This is a genomic window from Vibrio sp. 1402, from assembly GCF_033340275.1.
Map to the genome: position 1 here is coordinate 122,160 of NZ_JAWOWE010000009.1, position 18,643 is coordinate 140,802.

Sequence of the window (18,643 nt, forward strand, 5' to 3'; positions counted from 1 at the left end):
TAGGCTTTTGGTTATATGTTGAGGCTAAGTGCATCTAAAGCTTTATGATTTCTAATTGAAGCAATTCCATCTTCGACATGTGCTGCCCAAGCTTGTTGATACGCTTTCGTATCTAGCTCTGGGTAGTACATCTTCAACATTAGTTCAGTAACATCACTAGTCTCGCCAAGCCAAGTGTACTTATCTAGTACAAGTGAACCATCTAACTTAGCTTCTTGGCCTTGGTATCGAAAATCACTTTCAATTGAACGGAAGAAAGCGATACGGGCTGAGACGTTTGGAGTGATGCCAGTATAGCCCTTCAACTTTTTAAGCTGCTCTTCAGTCGAGCGAGTCAGGTTCATACGATTAGGTAGCATTACACAGCCTCCTTAGTTGTTTCTCTCCAGAAGTAACCTTCCTTCAAAGTCGAAGACTTAGTTGTACCGTCAAAACAAATTTCGTAAGTACGAGCAATATCGTCTTGAATAAGACTGGTGTAGTTTCTATCGATCTCGGTATCTGTCGATAGAATCACAACTTGGTGACTGGCGGTAGGGAAGTAATTTTCTACCAGTTTGTCACGGTGATGTGAGTCTAAGCGTCCTAATGGTGTATCGATAATAACTGGTAGCTTACGCCCGGACGTACGACCTAGTGCTTCTAAAATTGAGATAGCATATATCTGCTTTTCACCTGCCGACATGGATTTACGATTGATCTTAATCCCGTGTTCATCCATTAGTTCAACATCAAATGATGTTGGGTTGATTGAAGCGGATAGCTGCAAATCTTCTTTACGAGCCAGCTTCTTGTAAGACTGGACGAACTCATTCTCTAGTTGGTTGACGCGAGCTTTAGTTAGCTGTTCACCAAATTTCTCTAGCAGTAAGATTGAGTTTTGGGCATTGCTAATACTCTGATCTTTATTGGATTGCTCTTTATTCTTATCGTGTAGCTTCTGAATTTGACGAGCAGACTCTAGTGCTTGGCGCAATTCACGTTTTGCTTCTTCAAGCAAAGCGTGGTATTCGACAATCAGCTTTTCTTTTTTCTTATCTAGTGCGCGCACGTCCGCAAAAAGCTCTTGCACCTGCTCTTGCTCAGGAGCTCGTGCGATATTGTTTGAAGCGTTGTCTATCTCTTCTTCGACTTTTTGAAGACGTACTCGTGCTTCATCGAAACGTGAAAAAGATTCTTGAGCCAGGTTTGAGAGTTGATAGTCAATCGTATTCGCTTGACGGTCGGAGATATCTAAAAGCAGCTCAGCAGAATCAAATTCACCCACGTGTGCTTTAAAGCTGTCAGCAATCGCACTTTGAGCCATCTCTGTATCAAAACTTGGGTACTTTGAACGCAGTGTTTCTAAGAATGAGTCCAGTTCATTACCAAAGTTCTGTTTCTTCTTAATCTGTTGTTCTTGCTTGATCTGAGTTTGAAGGCGTTGCATTGCATTAGGTGCTAGTGCGAATGGAAGACTTGTCTCCATCTCCATGCGAATTTGCTTTTCAAGCTCTACTTTCTCTTTAAGTAAGCTATCTACTTTTTGTTGCTCATCTTCTCGGGTTTTAGCCCAAGCGCCGCCGTTTTGAGATAACTTATTCTCTAAATTAAGAATATCGCGTGATACGAGCTCAATTTGTGCATCAACGATGTCCGCTTCACCGCGAAGTTTCTCTGCATTGCGTTCGTGGCTGATACGTTGCTCATCAAGAGAATCCATTTCCTCTTTTAAAGATTGGCTTAGTGCGCTAGAACCTTGTTTCTTCAAGAAGATATTTAAGTCACTCTTGAGCTTTGCGATTACATCTAAACCGAGTAGGCGACGCACTGCTGTTTTGAGTACGCTGCCAGATTCATCTTCCGCTAGTTCCGCGATTTTCTCGCCGTCGAAAAAGAATAAGTCAGCGATTCCTGTTGGGATTAATTCGTTTAGAAAGCCCTGACACTGCTCGTAGTTGAGCTCTGGTATTTGGACGCCATCTTTCTCAAGACACAGGCTATCTTTCTTACCGCGTTTCCAGCCGCGAATCACTTTATAAGTGTTTTCTTCGCCGTTTTGGCTGTATTTAAACTCAAGCTCAATCGATGCGTTATCTTGAACACCACCATGGCCAACGCCTTTATGGATAAGTTCGGATAGGGCATCAACGTACTCGCCATTTGACAACACTTGGCTAAATGATTGACGGCCAAAAAGAGCGAGTCGCACAGCGGTCAGAATTGATGTTTTACCCGCACCGTTAAGGCCACCGAACAGAATGATTGGTCGTTCGGTTCCTTCAATAGGGCCATTTTTACTCAGACGAGCAGGAGCAGGGCGCAAGTCAATCTCATGTACGCCACGGAACACTCGAAAGTTGTTGAGAGTTAGTTTTGTAATTAACATTTCAGTATTTAAAACTCTTTTTGAAGCTGCTTATCTAGATCGGCAAGCTGTTCGTTATAGCGCTCGATCTCTTTTTGGTGGATATCAAACTCGGCTTTACTCTGTAATGAAGCATGCTTTTGTTTGATTTCTTCTAAGCTTCCCCAATCTCTTTTTAATAGCGATGCGATTTTATTTGAAATACCGCTACGACGGCTTAAACCTTCCATCGAGACTTCTAGCTCGATAAGCTTCATGATCATCTCTGGTTCAATATCAAAGTTGTCACAAAGTTCATGGATAAGTTGTGCGTCATCTTTACCAAAACTTGCGTTATCGTCATATACCCAATCAAGGTCGTAACCATAAACTTCTTTGAAAATAGTAGGTAGAGAGTCGTCCCAGTCTGGCTCATTTGGATCGTGAATCCACTCTTGGCGAATAGCATGAAGTTCAGGTACTGTGATCAGCTCGATCTCTCTTCCTTCAGCTTTAAACTTCTTATCCAGTTCAAGCAACTCGCGCAACCATTGACGGCGATATTTCATCCAGTAAGGCCCCGGAACGTGCTTACGTTCGGTTGCGATGTCTTCGCCTTCTTTTGCGTATTGGTAGCTAACTTTACCTGTGCGACGTTTATGGTTTCGGTATTCTTCTTTGTTCGCAGGATCGGTTGTCATTGACAGCTTATTACGAAACTCAAGAAGAGGAGCCATCCATTGTTCACCATTTTGGATAAGACTTTCCATTGCACGGTCTTTCGTTACGACAGTACAGGTCCAGCAACCAAAGCGAGAGTTACCACAAGATGGTGTTGTCTCATCAATGACCATTGGGCATTCGCCTTGACCAGAAGAGTCTTTGTAGAGATTCCACAGCACAAGGTTTTTGCCACCCCACGGATTTTCCCATTCAAGATCATACTCATCGATCCAAATGTTCTTAGGTCCGTACGGGGTTTGTTTAGTTTCTAGGTGGCAAAGACGCAGTAGCTTCCAAACATCATCTACACCCCATGTATCGATAGGGGTAAAAATAAACGCATTTGCAAGTGTTGTGTGGCGGGCTAATCGTGAGCCATCAATTTTGTGTTTCGCGATGACCTGCGCACGTGATGCACTCTCTTGGCTACGAGAGCCAAGTACTACAATCACTTCATCAAACTGTGAGACTTTAGACTTGATAAAGTCGCTCACAGGGTCAATTTTCATTCGTTCTGTACACCAACGGAAAGAACGTGTTGGCGCTGGGTAGCCTTTACCAAGCAAGTTTGCCCAAAATGTTTGATTGTCTTTAGGGACGACTTTATGGCAAGTGATAGGTAGGTTATCGCGCTTCGCGCCTTTCTCGATAGCAGCCAACGAGTCTTTGATGTGGTTAACAACAACAGGTGTTTCAACAAGTGTGTCTGAAGATACAACAAAAACCGGTTTCTGGCGGTCTTTTGGCTCTAAGCCAAGTAGTGCCAAGTAAACTAACGACATTACTGCTGATGAGTCTTTACCACCGCTGTAGCCAATTACCCATGGGCGTTTGTCTGCACAGTAGACACGCTGCACATCTGCAATGTAGTGGCTTAGTTTGTTATTTGCGAAGTCTTCTGCGTTGATAAAGTCTTCGTATTCGGCTAGGTCTTCTGCCAGTTTTAGCTCGTGTATCATGATAACTGCTTCTCTAGAGCTTTCTCTTCTGGGGTTAGTGGTAACCCAAGTTTAATTTTTAGTGCGTTGGCAGTAAGTTGAATGTTCTGTGTCGACTTACTTAATTTGCCGTGGTTCATGCTTCGTTTGATCCAGTCCGGATTGGTTTTTAACCAGTTAACTTTGCGCAACTGCTGAAGCTTTTCTTTCCATTGTTTCGGTTCTTGGCACAGCAGGTGTTTACCTAGGACACCGATGGCATGTAACCCGACGCCATGCGCATGTATATATTCTTGGCGAAGTTGTGCTGGTGATACTTCTTTATCAATAACCAATTGCCAATCTTTTATGTGGCGAGTCACTTCTTCCCAGAATTCAGCTGCAAGTTGCTTTTCTTCTTCGTTAAAGCCGTCCTTGGGACCTTTGCTCAAGAGTGCGCGAGTCGATTGTTTGATGCTACTTAAAGTAAATAGCTTGTTCGACTTAGGGCTAATATTGGATTTCTCCATTTCAGTTAAACCGATGAAAGGCTTAACTTTAGTTGCCAATTCGCGAGCAAGCTCGGAGCTTTCATCTCTATGGTCATACAGCGTACCCAGAGACGGGCTAGGCTTTACCGCGTATTTGTTGAGATCAGCAAACATCTGTTGGCTGCGTGTAAGTCCCTCATCAATGAAGAACAACACAGGGATATTGTCCTGACCTAAGTCCGGGTTTTCCCTTAAGGCTTCTTCGATTGCTTTACGACGATGTTGCCCATCATTGATCAAGATTTGGGCATCCATAGGAACTTTTAGAGTTCCTAAATTCGGTGCACCATCATGATCTTCAAATGATATATCGACACCTACAGATACTGTTAGTGCAGAAAAAACATAATCTTTTGGGTTATCAAGAAGGTACTTAACCATTTCTGGAATACGAGTTTTATTCAACGTTCGTTGAGCTCTTAGCTCAGGCGGAACGTCGTCTTCGTTGTAACTGAAAATTTTAGGAATGATCCTAAGAGGGCACGTTGCAATGTAAAAGGGACGTCCTGCTTGAATACCTCTAACAGCAGGAAAGGAGTAGCAATAGCCTGAATCTTGATTTTGCATGTGAAACCTTAGTTGGTTTGTTATTTTTTGACGTAAAAACTAAAAGTAAGCAAAGTTCATGGTTTTTAGTTTGTCAAAAAATGACATACTTTCGATCTAGTTTGTTATGCAGTCATTTCAAATTTGCGAAATATTGCATTGGTTTGCCAAAATAGGTCGAGTATTTTACAGGGATAGACGTTAGATTTCCATGGCAAGGTCTGTTTTTTCTGAAGGTTTAAGTGGATGCTTTCTTATTTACTTTAAACCCTCTGATTTCCTTATTGTGTTTGCCTAAAAGCACCTCAAATTCTGCTCGAACCATCTGAGTCTCTTCAGTTGGTTCAAACTCCATTAACTTCCCTAATCGCTTATCAAAGCTCTGCTGCTTTTTGTAGTTCTCGTGTTCAGATGGCATATAAAGATGCTTGTTGAGCAGTGGTGGTCTGCGCTTCTCATCTACATAATCAAAGAAGTCGATATCTTGTTCTGCCATTTTTATTTTGATGCGCTCGACCAGAAATGGTACAGAGTGCTCGAAGTTGTCGTAAGCGGTTAAGGTTAGCTTGCCTGACGTGATATGGATTTTGATTAAATCGATTTCTTCATCCAGTTCGCCATACATTTGTAAACCCGCACCTACGTATGTACGCAGTAAGAGTGGTAAATCATCGATGTAGTCACGATGTAGGATAAGAGAATGTCCCTCATTCAATAAACTTGCAGGTAATTGCTTGTGGGCCTTTTCACATTGCGTGTTGATTAGGTCTGTATCGGCTATCGCAAACAGCAATTCTGCAGCGAGATTAAGTGCGGTTTTATAATCATCAAATAAAGCTTTAATATCGCGCTTGAGTGATTCTGGTTGTTGCGTATAAGGCTTTCTCTTCTCAAACAGTCCCATCGCAAAGTAAAGCAACAGGTCTTCTTTACGGCGCTTTTCTGCTTTTTCGAATTCTTTGGTGTCGAACATTTCTTGCAACAGACCAAACACTTTTTTGTGTGAGCCGATAAGTGCTCTTGTTTTGTCTGATTGCTCAAACTCTTCGTTAGCGGGTATGCGACCTAGCGTTAAGCATGTGTTCCAAAATGCGTCGAAAAGTTCTTGGTTTTGAGTGATCAGAAGCTTGGCTTTGTCTTTTGCTTCGACAGGCTCTGGAGAGGTGAGTTGCTGCCATTTATGGTGGCGCTTGTATTTGCTTTGTAAGTACTGCTGCTCTTCGAGCTTATCTTTGAATATGTAAAAAATGCCGGGTGCAACGGTAATGGCATCCTCTTGCAAGCTGCGTTCAATATAAGCCTTTATCTCAGACTGAGCGTAATACTTTTGAAAGGTATTACGGGAAGTAATCACTCCATCTTTATAGGGTTTGAATTGAGCGATATAGCTTTCGTTAGCAAGCATGACAGAAACAACAAGAAACTTATCCGCTAGCTCCCAAGCACCTAACAAAGCATCTAAACGTTCATCTTGGTCTTCAATCACGTTCAGAACAAAGCCAAGGTTGACGATGTCAGAACTCACTTTGTCGTTATCGGGCTGAAAGTTTGGATCCCACCCAAGAGCATCTAATCCATGAGCTTCCAACTCTCTTAAGTCATCACCACGCCCACAGCCATAATCAAAAATAGAATGATTGCCTTCCAAATATCCATATTTTACGAGACTTCTCATAGGAGCAGACAACGCATGCCTGACTAAAGCTGTTCGGTGTCGTTCTACTCCTATCTCGGCTAACTGCGGCACAGCTGAGCAACGAAACAAACGACCATCAACTAGCGCATAACCATGACGTTTAATTATATTCTCCCATGATCGTTTGAAACCAATAATACGACTGTTTACATAAAGGCCTGCATTTTCACCTTCTTGTGTGAGGGAAGAAAAGTGTTCGTAATATTTGCTTTCAGGCAAGACCATGGTTTCTTTACGATGTAAAATCGGCGGGTTATCGGAGTCATTGTAACTCATGGTTTTATGGCTGAGTTTTGATAAGTCGACATTCATGCTTTGCTGTAGCGCAGGGTAGGAGTCGCTATAGAAATCAGGATAGTAAAGTAAGGACAAGCGGAACTCTTTTTTAAACAATTTAACTAGATTCCAACTTTCGTCATCAAGGCTTACCGCTTTTGCTACCGCAGGGATAAACTGAGCTAAGGTGTTAGGCAAAGCACTGAATGCGTCTCTATGAAGGTAAACCGCGTTTGGAAGCTGTTTTCCTATTTTGATTTGTGACACTAGTTTAAAAAAAAGTTCTTCATTCATAGCATTGCTCTAGCTGCGTTGTATGAGGGGTAAGTATATGCCATGTGATTTTACTCAGTCGAACAAAAAAGCGCTGATTAACCAGCGCTTTTGCATTTACTAAGGGCATTACACCTTTTTAAAGATGATGGAGGTGTTGATGCCGCCAAAGGCGAAGTTGTTACTCATCAAATATTTCACGTCCAGTTCTCGGCCTTGTCCGGCGATGTAGTCTAAATCGCCACATTGCTCGTCGAGGTTTTCTAGGTTGAGCGTTGGGTTGAACCAGCCTGTGTGCATCATTTCTAAACCTAGCCACGCTTCAATTGCGCCACACGCGCCTAGTGTGTGGCCAAAGTAGCTCTTGAGTGAACTGATTGGCACTTTGCCCAGAGCATTCGCTGTTGCGTTGCTTTCTGCAATATCACCGCGGTCGGTGGCAGTGCCGTGAGCAGATACATAGTCGATCTTCTCCGCAGGAATGCCCGCGTTTTGCAAAGCCATTTCCATACAGATTTGCATGGTTTCCATCTGTGGTTGAGTGACGTGTGCGGCATCACAGTTGCTGGCAAAACCGATGATTTCTGCATAGATTTTCGCGCCACGAGCGACGGCGTGTTCGTACTCTTCCAGAACCAGCGTTCCCGCACCTTCACCAATCACCAAACCATCGCGATCGGAGTCATAAGGTCTTGGTGTGCTTTTCGGGTCTTCATTCTTCAGACTGGTGGCAAAAAGGGTATCGAAGACAGCGGATTCCGTTGGACACAATTCTTCAGCGCCACCAGCAACCATGACCGTTTGGTAGCCGTGTTTGATCGCTTCGTAGGCGTAGCCGATTGCTTGGCTGCCGGAGGTACATGCACTACTGGTTGGGATCACTCGGCCTTTCAAACCGAAAAATAGACCAACGTTCACCGCCGTGGTATGTGGCATCATCTGCACGTAAGTCGTTGCGGTGATCGCTTTAGTGGTTTTCTCATTCAGCATGACACCAAATGCGCCGATTGCGTCAGTACTGCCTGTTGATGAGCCGTATGCGATACCCGTTTGACCATTGGTGAGTACGTCGTTACCAATCAAACCTGCTTGGCTTAGTGCGTTTTCTGTTGCGACGGTCGCTAATTTGGAAACACGGCCCATGCCGCGTACTTGCTTGCGCTTGTAGTGCTTTGGCAGATCAAAATCTAAAATGGGTGCCGCGAGCTTGGTGTTCAAACCTTCATACTGTTCGTAAGAAGGCATGTATTGCGTCGCGTTCTGGCAGTCACGCAGTTTTGGTTCGACAGATTGCCAATCGTTACCAAACGCAGTCACGCCCGACATTCCGGTTACAACAACTCGACGGCTCATACTAGGCCTCCGTTTACCGAAATGACTTGGCGAGTTACATAGCCTGCGATGTCAGACATAAGGTAACTGACTAAACCAGCAACTTCTTCTGGCTCTCCCATGCGGCGCAAAGGAATTTGCGGCATCGCGTGTTCTTTCACGTGTTCGTCTACCATGCCTGTGTCGATAAGCCCTGGAGCAACGCAGTTTACGGTGATTTTGCGTTTTGCCAGTTCAAGCGCGAGTGATTTTGTTGCACCAATTACGCCCGCTTTCGCTGCGCTGTAGTTAGTTTGACCACGATTCCCCATTAGGCCAGAGACTGATGCAAGGGTAACAATTCGGCCTCCTTTGCGCTTTTGCACCATTGGCATAACACAAGGGTGAAGAACGTTGTAGAAGCTATCTAAGTTGGTATGAATCACACCATCCCATTCTTCTTCGGTCATCGCAGGGAAAGCGGTATCTTTTGTGATGCCAGCGTTGTTTACGACGCCATAGTAAGCGCCGTGTTCGGCGATATCGGCTTCTAGCTTCTCACGACAATCTGTACGGTCACTGATGTCGAATTGGATAAGACGACCGCTACCACTATGCTGTTCGATGGTGTTTAGGGTGTCTTGCGCGCCTTGTTGATCGCCCATGTAATGGACAATGACTTGGAAACCATCTTTGGCTAATTGAACGGCAATGGCTTTACCGATGCCTTTGCTGGCACCTGTAACGAGGACTTGTCGGGTCATTGTTGACTCCTGATTTTCATTTCTTGTAATTTTTCTTCTGATGGAACGTAAACGTTCAATTGGCAAGTCGCTACAACAGTTCCTTGTAGCTCAATACGGGCTGAAAAAACCGCCATACCGTTATCTTCCATAACTTTTTCAGCATACACATCGAGCACCTGTCCGCGAGAAAACGTATCGCATTCAGACGTGTATCGACGGCTACCAAGCAAAAAGCCAATCGGTGGCGCTTGTTCCTTCATTAATGCGTGGTAACTAGACCACGCCGCGACAGATTGCGCCATAAACTCAATGCCAACGTAAGCTGGCACGGTTTGAGAAGTCGAGTCGAAGAACGGGTTGTGTTCTGCGATATCAACCTGGCAGTGAATCGTATCTTGTTGAACATCCAAAGCACGATCAACCAAGATCATTGGTTTGTCGTGTGGCAAAAGTTGTTCGATGGGAGGAAGTTTAGTCATGAGCGTAACCAAAAATAAGACTAATATTATTGCCACCAAAAGCAAAAGAGTTGCTGAGAATCGCTTTGTTACCCAGTTTGGTTGGCGTCTCAACTAACGATATATGGATATCGTCTGCTTTGGTTTCGCAGTGTTGTATTGGCAAATCAAGGTTGTACTTGAGAATATGCCAAGCGATCGCGGCTTCCGTTGCACTTGCTGCGCCTAATGTGTGTCCGGTAAGTGGCTTTGTCGAGCTTACGGGAACGGAGTCACCAAAGCAGCGATGAATGGCTTTGCTTTCCATCGCATCGTTTAACGGCGTTGCTGTGCCATGCGCGTTGATGTAACCAATGTCTTGCGCTGTAAGTCCTGCATTGGCCAACGCTTTTTTCATCGCTTCTTCTGCGCCTAACCCTTCTGGATGTGGTGCGGAAATATGGTGTGCGTCTGAGCTATCGCCAGCTCCGAGAAGGGCAACAGGCGCGGGTGTTTTGCTTAGCAACATTAATGCTGCGGCTTCGCCGATATTGATGCCGTTGCGATGTTGGTCAAACGGCTTACAAAGGGTATCGGATAGGGCTTCTAAACCGTTAAAGCCGTTTAGTGTGAGGCGACAAATGGTATCCACACCACCCACAATGACCGCATCAACAATGCCAGAGCGAATCAGGCGTTGCGCGGTTAAAAAGACACGGCCACTAGAAGAGCAGGCGGTTGAAACTGAGTAATGTGGGCCGCTCAAATCAAAGTAGGCGGCAATAAAATCGCTGCAGTTGCCAAGCTCTTGTTTGGTGTAATGGTAGTCGGCAGGAAAATTACCGTTTGCCAGCTTTTCGCCAAATGCGATTTCGCCATCTGAAATGCCAGATGTGCTGGTGCCGATCACGACTGCGATACGGTCACGACCATATTTAGCAATGGCGTCACGCACGTCGCCTTCGATTTGCAGCAAAGCCGAAAGTGCGAGGCGGTTGTTTCTCGTATCAAACTGGCTGAGTGCGGTCGGTAATTGCGGTAACGTCTGTGCAATTCGACCGATTACTGTTTGGCGGCCTGAATTTAAAATATCTTGGTCAACCACCATGTTGGATGGCTTCGCTCCTGATAAACACTGGTGGATGAGCGCATCATCTTGTCCCATGGCAGAGTGAAAGCCACAGGCCTGAATATACAAAGGTTGAGAAGAGCGAATAGGCATATTGTTATTCTAAATTGTTCTTAATTAATCTGATGTTGCAGTGTTTGAATAGAAATTGAAAACTGATGTTTGAGGTGATGAAAATCAATCTTACCCTCTAACTTGTTAGAAGAGCTGTATTGAATCTTAATGATCTTTTCACCGTCGCTATCAAAGATGGCGCGAGAATTATTTTTATCAATAATTCGCCACCTTACCTCATTTAACGACCCTTCCCAAGCGGAACTCGGCCAGAGCGTGATCATCAGGTTAAATAATACCTGTTCTGGCTGCGGTAGCGAACCTTGTAAACCGTTGAGCACTTCGGTTTGAATTTGTTCTCCATCGTAAGACAGTGAGAGTACTCTCGTCCCCCAGGATGAGAAGCCTGCCAGCACCACTTCGTTGTTGATCACTTGCAGTTGTACCGGAAGTTGCTCAGATTTGGTTTTACCATCTATTGCCCAAGAAGCCGTAATTAACTGACTGGCAGACAACTGATAGCCCAAGCTTGCGGGAGTGGGCAAGCTAACTTGGGTGTGCTCGGCAATGTCGACCTGAGGCGTCGATTGGTGAGGGACCAAGCTGCATGCACTTAAAAACAGGCTCAGTGCGAATAACGTCGCGCAGCGAAAGGCGTGATTGAAAATCATGACGTCGTTTCCTCTGTTTTAATTGCAATCGGAGAGAGCAGCCAAGCGACAAAAATACCACTTAACACCGTAATGCCAAAACTGTGAATCGCGTGAGTTTGGCTGAGTGACAGCAATCCAAATGACAACACAGTGGTCATTGCCGAAAGGGTGATCGCCAATAGTGTGCTCACACTGCGGGCTTTCTCGGCAAAGAACAGAGTGTAATCGATCCCTATACCAAGAATGAGCACCAAGCCAAGCAAGTTGAACAGGTTTAATGTTGTTCCCATCGCGACAGCAGTTGCAAGACCGCAGGCGCAAGCAATCAATGATGGCAGTAAAACTCGGCAACTGTGTTGCAGACCGTACCGCTTGATTAATACCAGAAAGATCACAGCACTGGCGGCTGCCAATAGCTCCATGATTTTGATTCGGTATTCACCAAATAGGGTGGATATTTCTTCAGCTTTGTTTAGGTAGACAACATCAGACTGTGATTTGGCAAATGCCTTAACAACAGCGGAGTCTTGCAATTGGTTTAACACCACTACCGTTGCCGATTTTTCTTTAATTTTACCCAAATGAAGAAAACGTACAGGCGCTGATACCGGGTTTTGCAAGTACTGTTCAACCGTAACAGGGATAAAGTCGGCGTCCATTTTGGGCTTTTTACTTAAGCCCAACCCGGAAGTAAGTGGGCTGGATTGTGTCGCGTAAAGATCGCGAATCAATTGATAGTCTTGTTGCTGACGTTCCACTGAGCTCAAGTAGCGGCTCAGGCTCTGGTAGCTTTCGATGGTGCTTTCCGCTTTCCACGCTTCTAAAGTTGGTGTCAAAGACTCCAGCTTTTTCATTAGGCTTTCGTCATCGTCGGCGGTAACGACCAACATTTGCTGCGAAGATTGCATGCCACTGAGCGTCGTAATCAAGGTTTCTTGCTGCTTGAGATCTTTCGGCATCGTTTGCAGCAGACGAATGTCGTCATCGTAGTTCAATTGCAGCAAGAAAAAGCCACTCGCAACCACACATAACATCGGTAATCCGACTTTAATTCGAGGTTGATTCCAAAGCGTTAACCATTTCGCCAACAGTGATTGTCCTGGTAAGTTCGAAATGGATCGCGATGGGTTACGAGCCAGTATCGGATACCAAGCCACCACGGTGATGTAAGCAGCAATCAGACCAATGGATGAAAACAGCGCAAGCTGCTGCAAACCTGGAAACGGTGCCACTAACATGCCCAAATAGCCGATCAAACTGGTGATTAAGCCAAGTGTGATAGCTATGAAAATATGCTTTAATCCTTGCTCGCTATCCCATTCATTTCCCGCCGCAAGACGTTCGGTTAGGTAGTGGAATGCGTAGTCGATAGACACGCCGATTAAACTTGCGCCAAACACTAAACTGAACAGATGGACTTTTCCAAAAATCCACGTCGTAACGGACAAAGCAACGAGCAAACCAATGGTGATGGAAAGCAGTGCTAGGGACAGCGGCATCACACTCCGAAAGACCAGCAAGAACAATGCAATGATACCGAGTAGAGAGAATACACCGATGGTGCTGATCTCCGATTTTGCACTTTGCGTACCAAAGTCAGCGTAAAATAGAACGCCAGTATGTGCGACTTCAGCGCCATATTTCTGCGCGACGCCTTGTTCTAGCGCTTGAATATCAGGGACTGCAAGTTGCCCAGTTAGGCTATAAGGCGAGTCTTTTAGCTCGGCAGTAATAAGCAAGTATTGAGCACCGTCTTTTTCGACGGACAGATAGCCGTTATCCAATCGGAAAGAGGACGATTGCTGGGTAACTTGGCTCAAATAATCACGAAATAGCAAGAAAGGATCATTTTGTAACTCTTGCCCGGTCACTCCAGAAAACGGGTTGTACAGCGACTGAATCACATGCTGCACTTGCTGTTCTGGATTTTTGCTTAAACGCTCTCGTTGTTCAGGCGTCAGCAATTGGAAACGGTGCTTAAAGTAGTAACTCGCCCAAGCTTGCTGCTCTTGAGGTGAGATTTTTCCCACCACATCGCGAAAATGATTACTTTGTCGTAACCCCTTATCAAATTCAGTGGCCGCTGCAAAAAGGGCATTTTTGTCCGGCGCTGTGATCACGAAAATGACTTTGTCGCTCATACTTGCCGAGACCGACTCAAAGGCTTGCTCAGCCACTGGGTTTTGTTGGTTCTTCGGCAACAGTTTTAAAATGTTGGTCTCAATCGGAGATTCTGCACTCCAAACCCATTGTTTGAGTAGCAACGCGCCCGCTAAAACAACGAGATTGAGCCAAACCAGAGCAAAGGTATGAGTGCCAAGACTGAGTTTAGAAACGGAATTGAGCGTCTTCGGCATCCGTGAGTTCCTGAGGTAGAGAGGTCTGGTTTGTAAACGTGATTTCGGTCTTATCGCCACGCAGCTCTTGCAGGGTTAGGCGATCAATGTGCGTTTTACCGGAAAGAGTGATGGCTTTAAACACCGCATTTAATGGCGACTGTTTGGGCACTAAAACGAGCTGCCACTGATTGTTCTCAACTGAAAAATCGAGTGTGAATTGTTCTTGCAGTGCAGAAGTATCCCCGTGGAACACGGATAAAAACACATGACTAAAGTAGAACGCCATTGGGTTTTCTTGTGCAGAGATCGTTTTCGGTGCTTGGTCGGCAAAAGTCTGACGAAGTTTGTTTTCCGTCAATACCAAATTGACTGCGAAAGGTTCTGTTTGTTGCCACAACAAGCCATGTGTTTTGCTCAGTGTGAACTGACCTTTAGAGGTTAAAGGTTGACTAAACATTTCCAGATGACGCTGCTGCGTAAAATCTCCGCGTACGATTTCATGCTGAGACAACTGCTGTTGAAGCGATGCCAAATCCGTTACATTTGCTGTCGGTGTGGCCAGTGCTGGAACAGAAAATATCAGCAAAAAAGAGAGTAACCACTTTTGCATTAGTCCAGACTCCCATGGTTGTGCCATTGCTCTACTTTATCTAAAAAGATTGCTGGAGAAACAAAGCACATCTCTTGCTTTTCAATGGATACGGCGACTTGCGTTGTATGCGCTTTGCACATACGTTGATTCGTTTCGGCGTCGTAAATCACGTAATCCACACGTAAGCGGTTTTCCCACTCAGTGAGTTGCGCGGTAATACGAATGGTGTGATTAAACGGAATCGCCTTCACGTATTTAACGCGCGTGTCGATGATCGGCCACATGTACCCAGAGTCTTGCATATCGCGATAGCTGTATTGGATCTTCTCCATCAGCACACGACGCGCTTCTTCAAAATATCGAAAGAAGTTGCCGTGATAAATCACGCCCATTGGGTCAGCATCTTGAAAAGAGGTGACCATAGTCACCTCCGCTTCTAATGGGTAGAGAACCTGCTCTTGCATTATACCTCCGCGTAGAGTGGCCAATGACGTTGCTGAATGCGTTCAATGAAATGGCGCAAATCTTGTTCCAATGGGCGATCTTCAATCACAAATTCAAACTCGCTCAGTACGGCGTCACGAATTACTCGCAAACTCTGACTCATGTGGTGTTCGTCCAATTCGTTATGACGGCGACGAATCTCAACCGATTGAACGCTTGCTAGGAGTGAAGCCGCAGCAACTTGCTCTGTTAACTCAAGTACGCGTAAGCAATCACGAGCCGCAATGGTGCCCATGCTCACTTTGTCTTGGTTGTGACATTCGGTTGAGCGAGAAAAAACGCTCGCTGGCATGGTGTTTTTCAACGCTTCTGCCGTCCAAGCTGAGATACCAATCTGAACCGCTTTAAAGCCGTGGTTGATCGGTTTACGCTCGCCTTCTGCACCGGTTAAGTTAAACGGCAGGCCGTTATTGAACTTGTAATCCATCAATTGCGCCATCTGACGATCCAGCAAATCAGCTAAGTTGGCAATGTTCACTTTCAACGTATCCATCGCCATTGCGATATGACCACCGTAGAAGTGACCGCCGTGCAGAACGCGCTCATTGTCGCCATCGATGATTGGATTGTCGTTGGCACTATTTAGTTCATTCTCAATCAATTGACGTAGCCAAGGCAGTGAGTCTTGCACCATGCCAATGACGTGTGGCGCACAACGCAGCGAGTAACGCTCTTGCAGTCGGTCGCTATTGCGTGGCGGACGCTCAGCATTGAGATCATCACGCAGCCAAGCCGCAACTTGCTGTTGACCAGGATGAGGTTTTACCGCAAACAACGCTTCATCAAAGTGGAAGTCATTACCTTGCATACCCACAGAGACCATCGCGGTAATCTTGGTGCAAAGCTGCGCTAGGTATTCTGCACGTTTGTAGGCAAGACAGGCGAGGGCCGTCATCACGGATGTACCGTTCATTAACGCCAAACCTTCTTTTGGTTTTAGGCGAATTGGCTCAATGCCCAGCTCTGCAAACACTTCTTGTGTTGGTCGCACATCACCTTTGTAAAGCACTTCACGTTCGCCAATTAGGGTCGCCGCTAGGTAAGACAGAGGCGTTAAATCGCCACTTGCGCCCACCGAGCCCTCTTGTGGAATACGTGGCGCAATGTCGTGGTTGATAAACGTAACGATTTGGTTCAACAGATCGTGAGACACGCCAGATACGCCTTGCGACAATGAACATAAACGGGTTGCCAGCACCGCACGAGCTTGCTCATGAGAAAGGATTTGACCTAAGCCACAACCATGGAAGCGTGTAAGGTGCAACGGAAGTTCATCCACAAGAGCGGGTGGAATCGCCACAGTACATGAATCGCCGTAACCCGTGGTCACGCCGTAAATAACGCCTTCTTCTTTCAGTAATCGTTCCAGAAACGCCACGCCACGATCAATTTTCGCGGTAAATTCTGGCGAGGTGTTCATGTTTGCCTTTGCACCTTGAGCAATGGCAACGACATCTTCGATGGTTAAAGATTGGGCACCAAAAGTGATGTTGTGATTATTGTTGTTTGTCATGTGGCTGATTACTTAAAGTCCAGAAGTTAAAAAAGTTGTACCACTGTAACGGCGCTTGCAGTGTGTGGTGTTCTAATCTTTGTGCGTACTGTTGAACAACGTGTTCTAGTGCCTGCTGACGCTCCTTGCGCGGTAGCGTGATTTGGTCACTAAAGTGTTCAAAGTACACATTAAAATGCGGAGTGTTCGCTTCATCGTCGCGTAGGCCGAAGAGTAGATAGACCGGCGCTTTTAATACCGAGGCTAGCATGAATGGGCCTTGCGGGAATGGGGCAGGTTTACCAAGAAAATCTGCCCAAACGACACGATTTTCTTTGCTGGTGGAAGTGCGATCGCCAACGATCACCACCCATTCGCCTTGCTCGATTTTTTGTTGGAGCAGAATCGCGGTGTCTGGTCCCATTGAGCTGACTTGAATCAGATTCAGTTCCGAATTTGGGTTTACCGCCTTCATTACCGCATTAAATTGTTCAGCGTGTTGGGTAAATACCAAGGCATTGATTTTGACATGAGAGTGTCGACGACCAAGCGCACGGCAGAGTTCGATATTGCCAAGGTGCGAGCCTAAAATGAGCACGCCTTGTTTTTTCTGCGCCATCTCTTCGAAATGATGCTGGCCGTGAATGGTTAGGTTATCGACGTTAAAGTCACCTTGCCATGCTGCCAGTTTGTCGAGCATGGTTCGCCCAAAAGAAAGCAGATGATGATAGCTGTCCAACTGTTTTGGTAGTGCGATGCTCTGCTGCGTTGCGTAGTACTGCAAGTTTTGCAGGTAAATCTCAGACGCTTCACGGGCAGATTTACCCGTGAAGTGGTAGTAGCGCATGACTAATTTTAAAATCAGGTCAAACGCTTTTCTGCCGAACAAGCGGTAAACCGCGAGTAAGGTTTTGATGCCTAAAATCGTGCCTTGTTCTTTTCGTTTCGACCAGTGGGCATTACTGTCATCTGTGTTTTGGCGCTTTCTGGCGAGTAGCGAAGGAATGCGCGGCAACATGCCAAAAAATAGGCGAGTGTGCATCCAGCTTATCTTGACGTTATCCCACAATGCGTCGAAGTGGGAAATGCCACCTTCAGGGTAGATCACGCGCGTTGGAACAAAATCAATGTCGACGCCTTCCCAGTACATTCGCACTAGAATTTCGATATCAAAATCCATGCGTTTGCCGATACTGTACTTGTTCAACACGGCGACCGTTTTCGCCACTGGGTAGGCGCGAAAACCGCACATGCTGTCTTTGATAGACAGTGACAAGGTTTCTATCCACACCCACACGTGCGTAGCGTAGCGACCATACAAACGGGATTTAGGTACGCTCTCGTCGTATATCGGTTGGCCCGAAATCAGGTTATCTGGTTTTGTTTCGCTGGCGCTGAGCAATTTCGGCAATGCTTCTAGGTCGTGTTGACCGTCTGCGTCGATTTGAATGGTGTGCGTAAAACCAAGTTGGTGAGCTTGATGTAGGCCTGCCATCACCGCGCCACCTTTGCCTTGGTTTTCACTCAAACTAATCAGTTTTATCAGCCCTTGTTCACTCAAAGCAGAAAGCGCTTGTTTGGTGTCTTCATTGCTGCCGTCGTCCACGACCAGCACTGGCAAAGCGAAAGAGGATAACGATGCCACCACGTCTGCAATTGTGCTGCCGTGGTTGTAGCAAGGAATTAAAAAGCAGGGACGGTAATCACTCACGTGACTCACCCAGTTTCATTTTGCCTGAAGAGTGAGTCACCAAGGTTTCACCGTTTTTCGATGTGTACTTAAAGGTCAATTTCTCGCGCTCATTGTCCCAAGAGAGTGAGAGACAAACGTCGGCGTTTGGCAGAATCGGCTCTTGAAATTTGATGACTTCCATTCCTTTAAATACCTTGGGAGTGTTCAAATATTGAACGGCGTAGAACAACGCCCAATCAATTTGAGTGACGCCGGGTAAAAGAGGGAAGTGATTGAAATGACCTTGGAAATCTAAGATGTCAGCATCCACTCGCAGCGACAGCTCCGCGGTATGGTCACTCACTTCAATATTCTGAATAGTTGGTTTTCTTTTATCCATGTTACT

General features: G+C 45.7%; 16 protein-coding genes. All 16 read right to left on the minus strand.

All coding sequences use genetic code 11. The features are described 5' to 3' along the window. Positions 1-11: 11 nt before the first annotated feature. The 16 genes from dndE to R7044_RS17120 all read right to left on the minus strand — a co-directional run bounded on the left by dndE (position 12) and on the right by R7044_RS17120 (position 18,637). Complete coding sequence (gene dndE / locus R7044_RS17045; RefSeq protein WP_225455699.1) at positions 12-359, minus strand: DNA sulfur modification protein DndE; 348 nt, start codon at positions 357-359, stop codon at positions 12-14. After that, positions 359-2,368: a DNA sulfur modification protein DndD gene (gene dndD, locus R7044_RS17050; RefSeq protein WP_225455700.1), complete on the minus strand. Its 2,010-nt coding sequence runs from the start codon at positions 2,366-2,368 to the stop codon at positions 359-361. The genes dndE and dndD overlap by 1 nt, the downstream gene beginning before the upstream one ends. An 8-nt stretch (positions 2,369-2,376) precedes the next feature. Further along, on the minus strand, positions 2,377-4,008 hold the full coding sequence (locus R7044_RS17055) for a DNA phosphorothioation system sulfurtransferase DndC (protein WP_054576713.1): 1,632 nt from the start codon (positions 4,006-4,008) through the stop codon (positions 2,377-2,379). Continuing rightward, complete coding sequence (gene dndB, locus R7044_RS17060; RefSeq protein WP_225455701.1) at positions 4,005-5,084, minus strand: DNA sulfur modification protein DndB; 1,080 nt, start codon at positions 5,082-5,084, stop codon at positions 4,005-4,007. Before dndB ends, R7044_RS17055 begins: the two co-directional genes overlap by 4 nt. Positions 5,085-5,301: 217 nt before the next feature. Then, positions 5,302-7,329 carry a DNA phosphorothioation-associated putative methyltransferase gene (locus R7044_RS17065; RefSeq protein WP_225455702.1) on the minus strand — a complete coding sequence of 676 codons (2,028 nt, stop codon included), beginning with the start codon at positions 7,327-7,329 and terminating at the stop codon, positions 5,302-5,304. Between the two features lie 108 nt (positions 7,330-7,437). After that, positions 7,438-8,661 carry a beta-ketoacyl-ACP synthase gene (locus tag R7044_RS17070; RefSeq protein ID WP_054865730.1) on the minus strand — a complete coding sequence of 408 codons (1,224 nt, stop codon included), beginning with the start codon at positions 8,659-8,661 and terminating at the stop codon, positions 7,438-7,440. Next, positions 8,658-9,383, minus strand: a complete 726-nt coding sequence (gene fabG / locus R7044_RS17075; RefSeq protein WP_064376299.1) for a 3-oxoacyl-ACP reductase FabG — start codon at positions 9,381-9,383, stop codon at positions 8,658-8,660. The genes R7044_RS17070 and fabG overlap by 4 nt, the downstream gene beginning before the upstream one ends. Next, positions 9,380-9,844 (minus strand): hotdog family protein, encoded by a 465-nt coding sequence (locus R7044_RS17080; RefSeq protein ID WP_225455703.1) that lies wholly within the window; start codon positions 9,842-9,844, stop codon positions 9,380-9,382. Before R7044_RS17080 ends, fabG begins: the two co-directional genes overlap by 4 nt. Further along, positions 9,837-11,024: a beta-ketoacyl-[acyl-carrier-protein] synthase family protein gene (locus R7044_RS17085; RefSeq protein WP_054730341.1), complete on the minus strand. Its 1,188-nt coding sequence runs from the start codon at positions 11,022-11,024 to the stop codon at positions 9,837-9,839. Before R7044_RS17085 ends, R7044_RS17080 begins: the two co-directional genes overlap by 8 nt. Before the next feature lie 20 nt (positions 11,025-11,044). Further along, positions 11,045-11,656 (minus strand): DUF3261 domain-containing protein, encoded by a 612-nt coding sequence (locus R7044_RS17090; RefSeq protein WP_017634797.1) that lies wholly within the window; start codon positions 11,654-11,656, stop codon positions 11,045-11,047. Beyond that, positions 11,653-13,995 (minus strand): MMPL family transporter, encoded by a 2,343-nt coding sequence (locus R7044_RS17095; RefSeq protein ID WP_225455704.1) that lies wholly within the window; start codon positions 13,993-13,995, stop codon positions 11,653-11,655. Before R7044_RS17095 ends, R7044_RS17090 begins: the two co-directional genes overlap by 4 nt. Beyond that, positions 13,967-14,587, minus strand: a complete 621-nt coding sequence (locus R7044_RS17100) for a LolA family protein (RefSeq protein WP_017819935.1) — start codon at positions 14,585-14,587, stop codon at positions 13,967-13,969. Before R7044_RS17100 ends, R7044_RS17095 begins: the two co-directional genes overlap by 29 nt. Further along, complete coding sequence (locus tag R7044_RS17105; RefSeq protein ID WP_042523992.1) at positions 14,587-15,033, minus strand: acyl-CoA thioesterase; 447 nt, start codon at positions 15,031-15,033, stop codon at positions 14,587-14,589. Before R7044_RS17105 ends, R7044_RS17100 begins: the two co-directional genes overlap by 1 nt. Further along, the gene (hutH, locus tag R7044_RS17110) at positions 15,033-16,586 is read right to left on the minus strand and encodes a histidine ammonia-lyase (protein WP_225455705.1); all 1,554 of its coding nucleotides are present in this window, start codon (positions 16,584-16,586) and stop codon (positions 15,033-15,035) included. The genes R7044_RS17105 and hutH overlap by 1 nt, the downstream gene beginning before the upstream one ends. Further along, positions 16,570-18,276 (minus strand): glycosyltransferase family 2 protein, encoded by a 1,707-nt coding sequence (locus tag R7044_RS17115; protein ID WP_182039297.1) that lies wholly within the window; start codon positions 18,274-18,276, stop codon positions 16,570-16,572. The genes hutH and R7044_RS17115 overlap by 17 nt, the downstream gene beginning before the upstream one ends. Further along, positions 18,269-18,637, minus strand: coding sequence for a (3R)-hydroxymyristoyl-ACP dehydratase (locus tag R7044_RS17120; protein WP_005396010.1), 369 nt, complete (start codon positions 18,635-18,637; stop codon positions 18,269-18,271). Before R7044_RS17120 ends, R7044_RS17115 begins: the two co-directional genes overlap by 8 nt. Positions 18,638-18,643: the final 6 nt, after the last annotated feature.

Excerpts from the sequence above, each read along its gene's own strand:
- R7044_RS17080 (WP_225455703.1), bottom strand. The coding sequence starts at position 9,844 with ATGACTAAACTTCCTCCCATCGAACAACTTTTGCCACACGACAAACCA.
- R7044_RS17090 (WP_017634797.1), bottom strand. The coding sequence starts at position 11,656 with ATGATTTTCAATCACGCCTTTCGCTGCGCGACGTTATTCGCACTGAGC.
- R7044_RS17085 (WP_054730341.1), bottom strand. The coding sequence starts at position 11,024 with ATGCCTATTCGCTCTTCTCAACCTTTGTATATTCAGGCCTGTGGCTTT.
- R7044_RS17105 (WP_042523992.1), bottom strand. The coding sequence starts at position 15,033 with ATGCAAGAGCAGGTTCTCTACCCATTAGAAGCGGAGGTGACTATGGTC.
- R7044_RS17120 (WP_005396010.1), bottom strand. The coding sequence starts at position 18,637 with ATGGATAAAAGAAAACCAACTATTCAGAATATTGAAGTGAGTGACCAT.
- R7044_RS17095 (WP_225455704.1), bottom strand. The coding sequence starts at position 13,995 with ATGCCGAAGACGCTCAATTCCGTTTCTAAACTCAGTCTTGGCACTCAT.
- R7044_RS17100 (WP_017819935.1), bottom strand. The coding sequence starts at position 14,587 with ATGCAAAAGTGGTTACTCTCTTTTTTGCTGATATTTTCTGTTCCAGCA.
- fabG (WP_064376299.1), bottom strand. The coding sequence starts at position 9,383 with ATGACCCGACAAGTCCTCGTTACAGGTGCCAGCAAAGGCATCGGTAAA.
- R7044_RS17065 (WP_225455702.1), bottom strand. The coding sequence starts at position 7,329 with ATGAATGAAGAACTTTTTTTTAAACTAGTGTCACAAATCAAAATAGGA.
- hutH (WP_225455705.1), bottom strand. The coding sequence starts at position 16,586 with ATGACAAACAACAATAATCACAACATCACTTTTGGTGCCCAATCTTTA.
- R7044_RS17070 (WP_054865730.1), bottom strand. The coding sequence starts at position 8,661 with ATGAGCCGTCGAGTTGTTGTAACCGGAATGTCGGGCGTGACTGCGTTT.
- dndD (WP_225455700.1), bottom strand. The coding sequence starts at position 2,368 with ATGTTAATTACAAAACTAACTCTCAACAACTTTCGAGTGTTCCGTGGC.
- dndE (WP_225455699.1), bottom strand. The coding sequence starts at position 359 with ATGCTACCTAATCGTATGAACCTGACTCGCTCGACTGAAGAGCAGCTT.
- dndB (WP_225455701.1), bottom strand. The coding sequence starts at position 5,084 with ATGCAAAATCAAGATTCAGGCTATTGCTACTCCTTTCCTGCTGTTAGA.
- R7044_RS17055 (WP_054576713.1), bottom strand. The coding sequence starts at position 4,008 with ATGATACACGAGCTAAAACTGGCAGAAGACCTAGCCGAATACGAAGAC.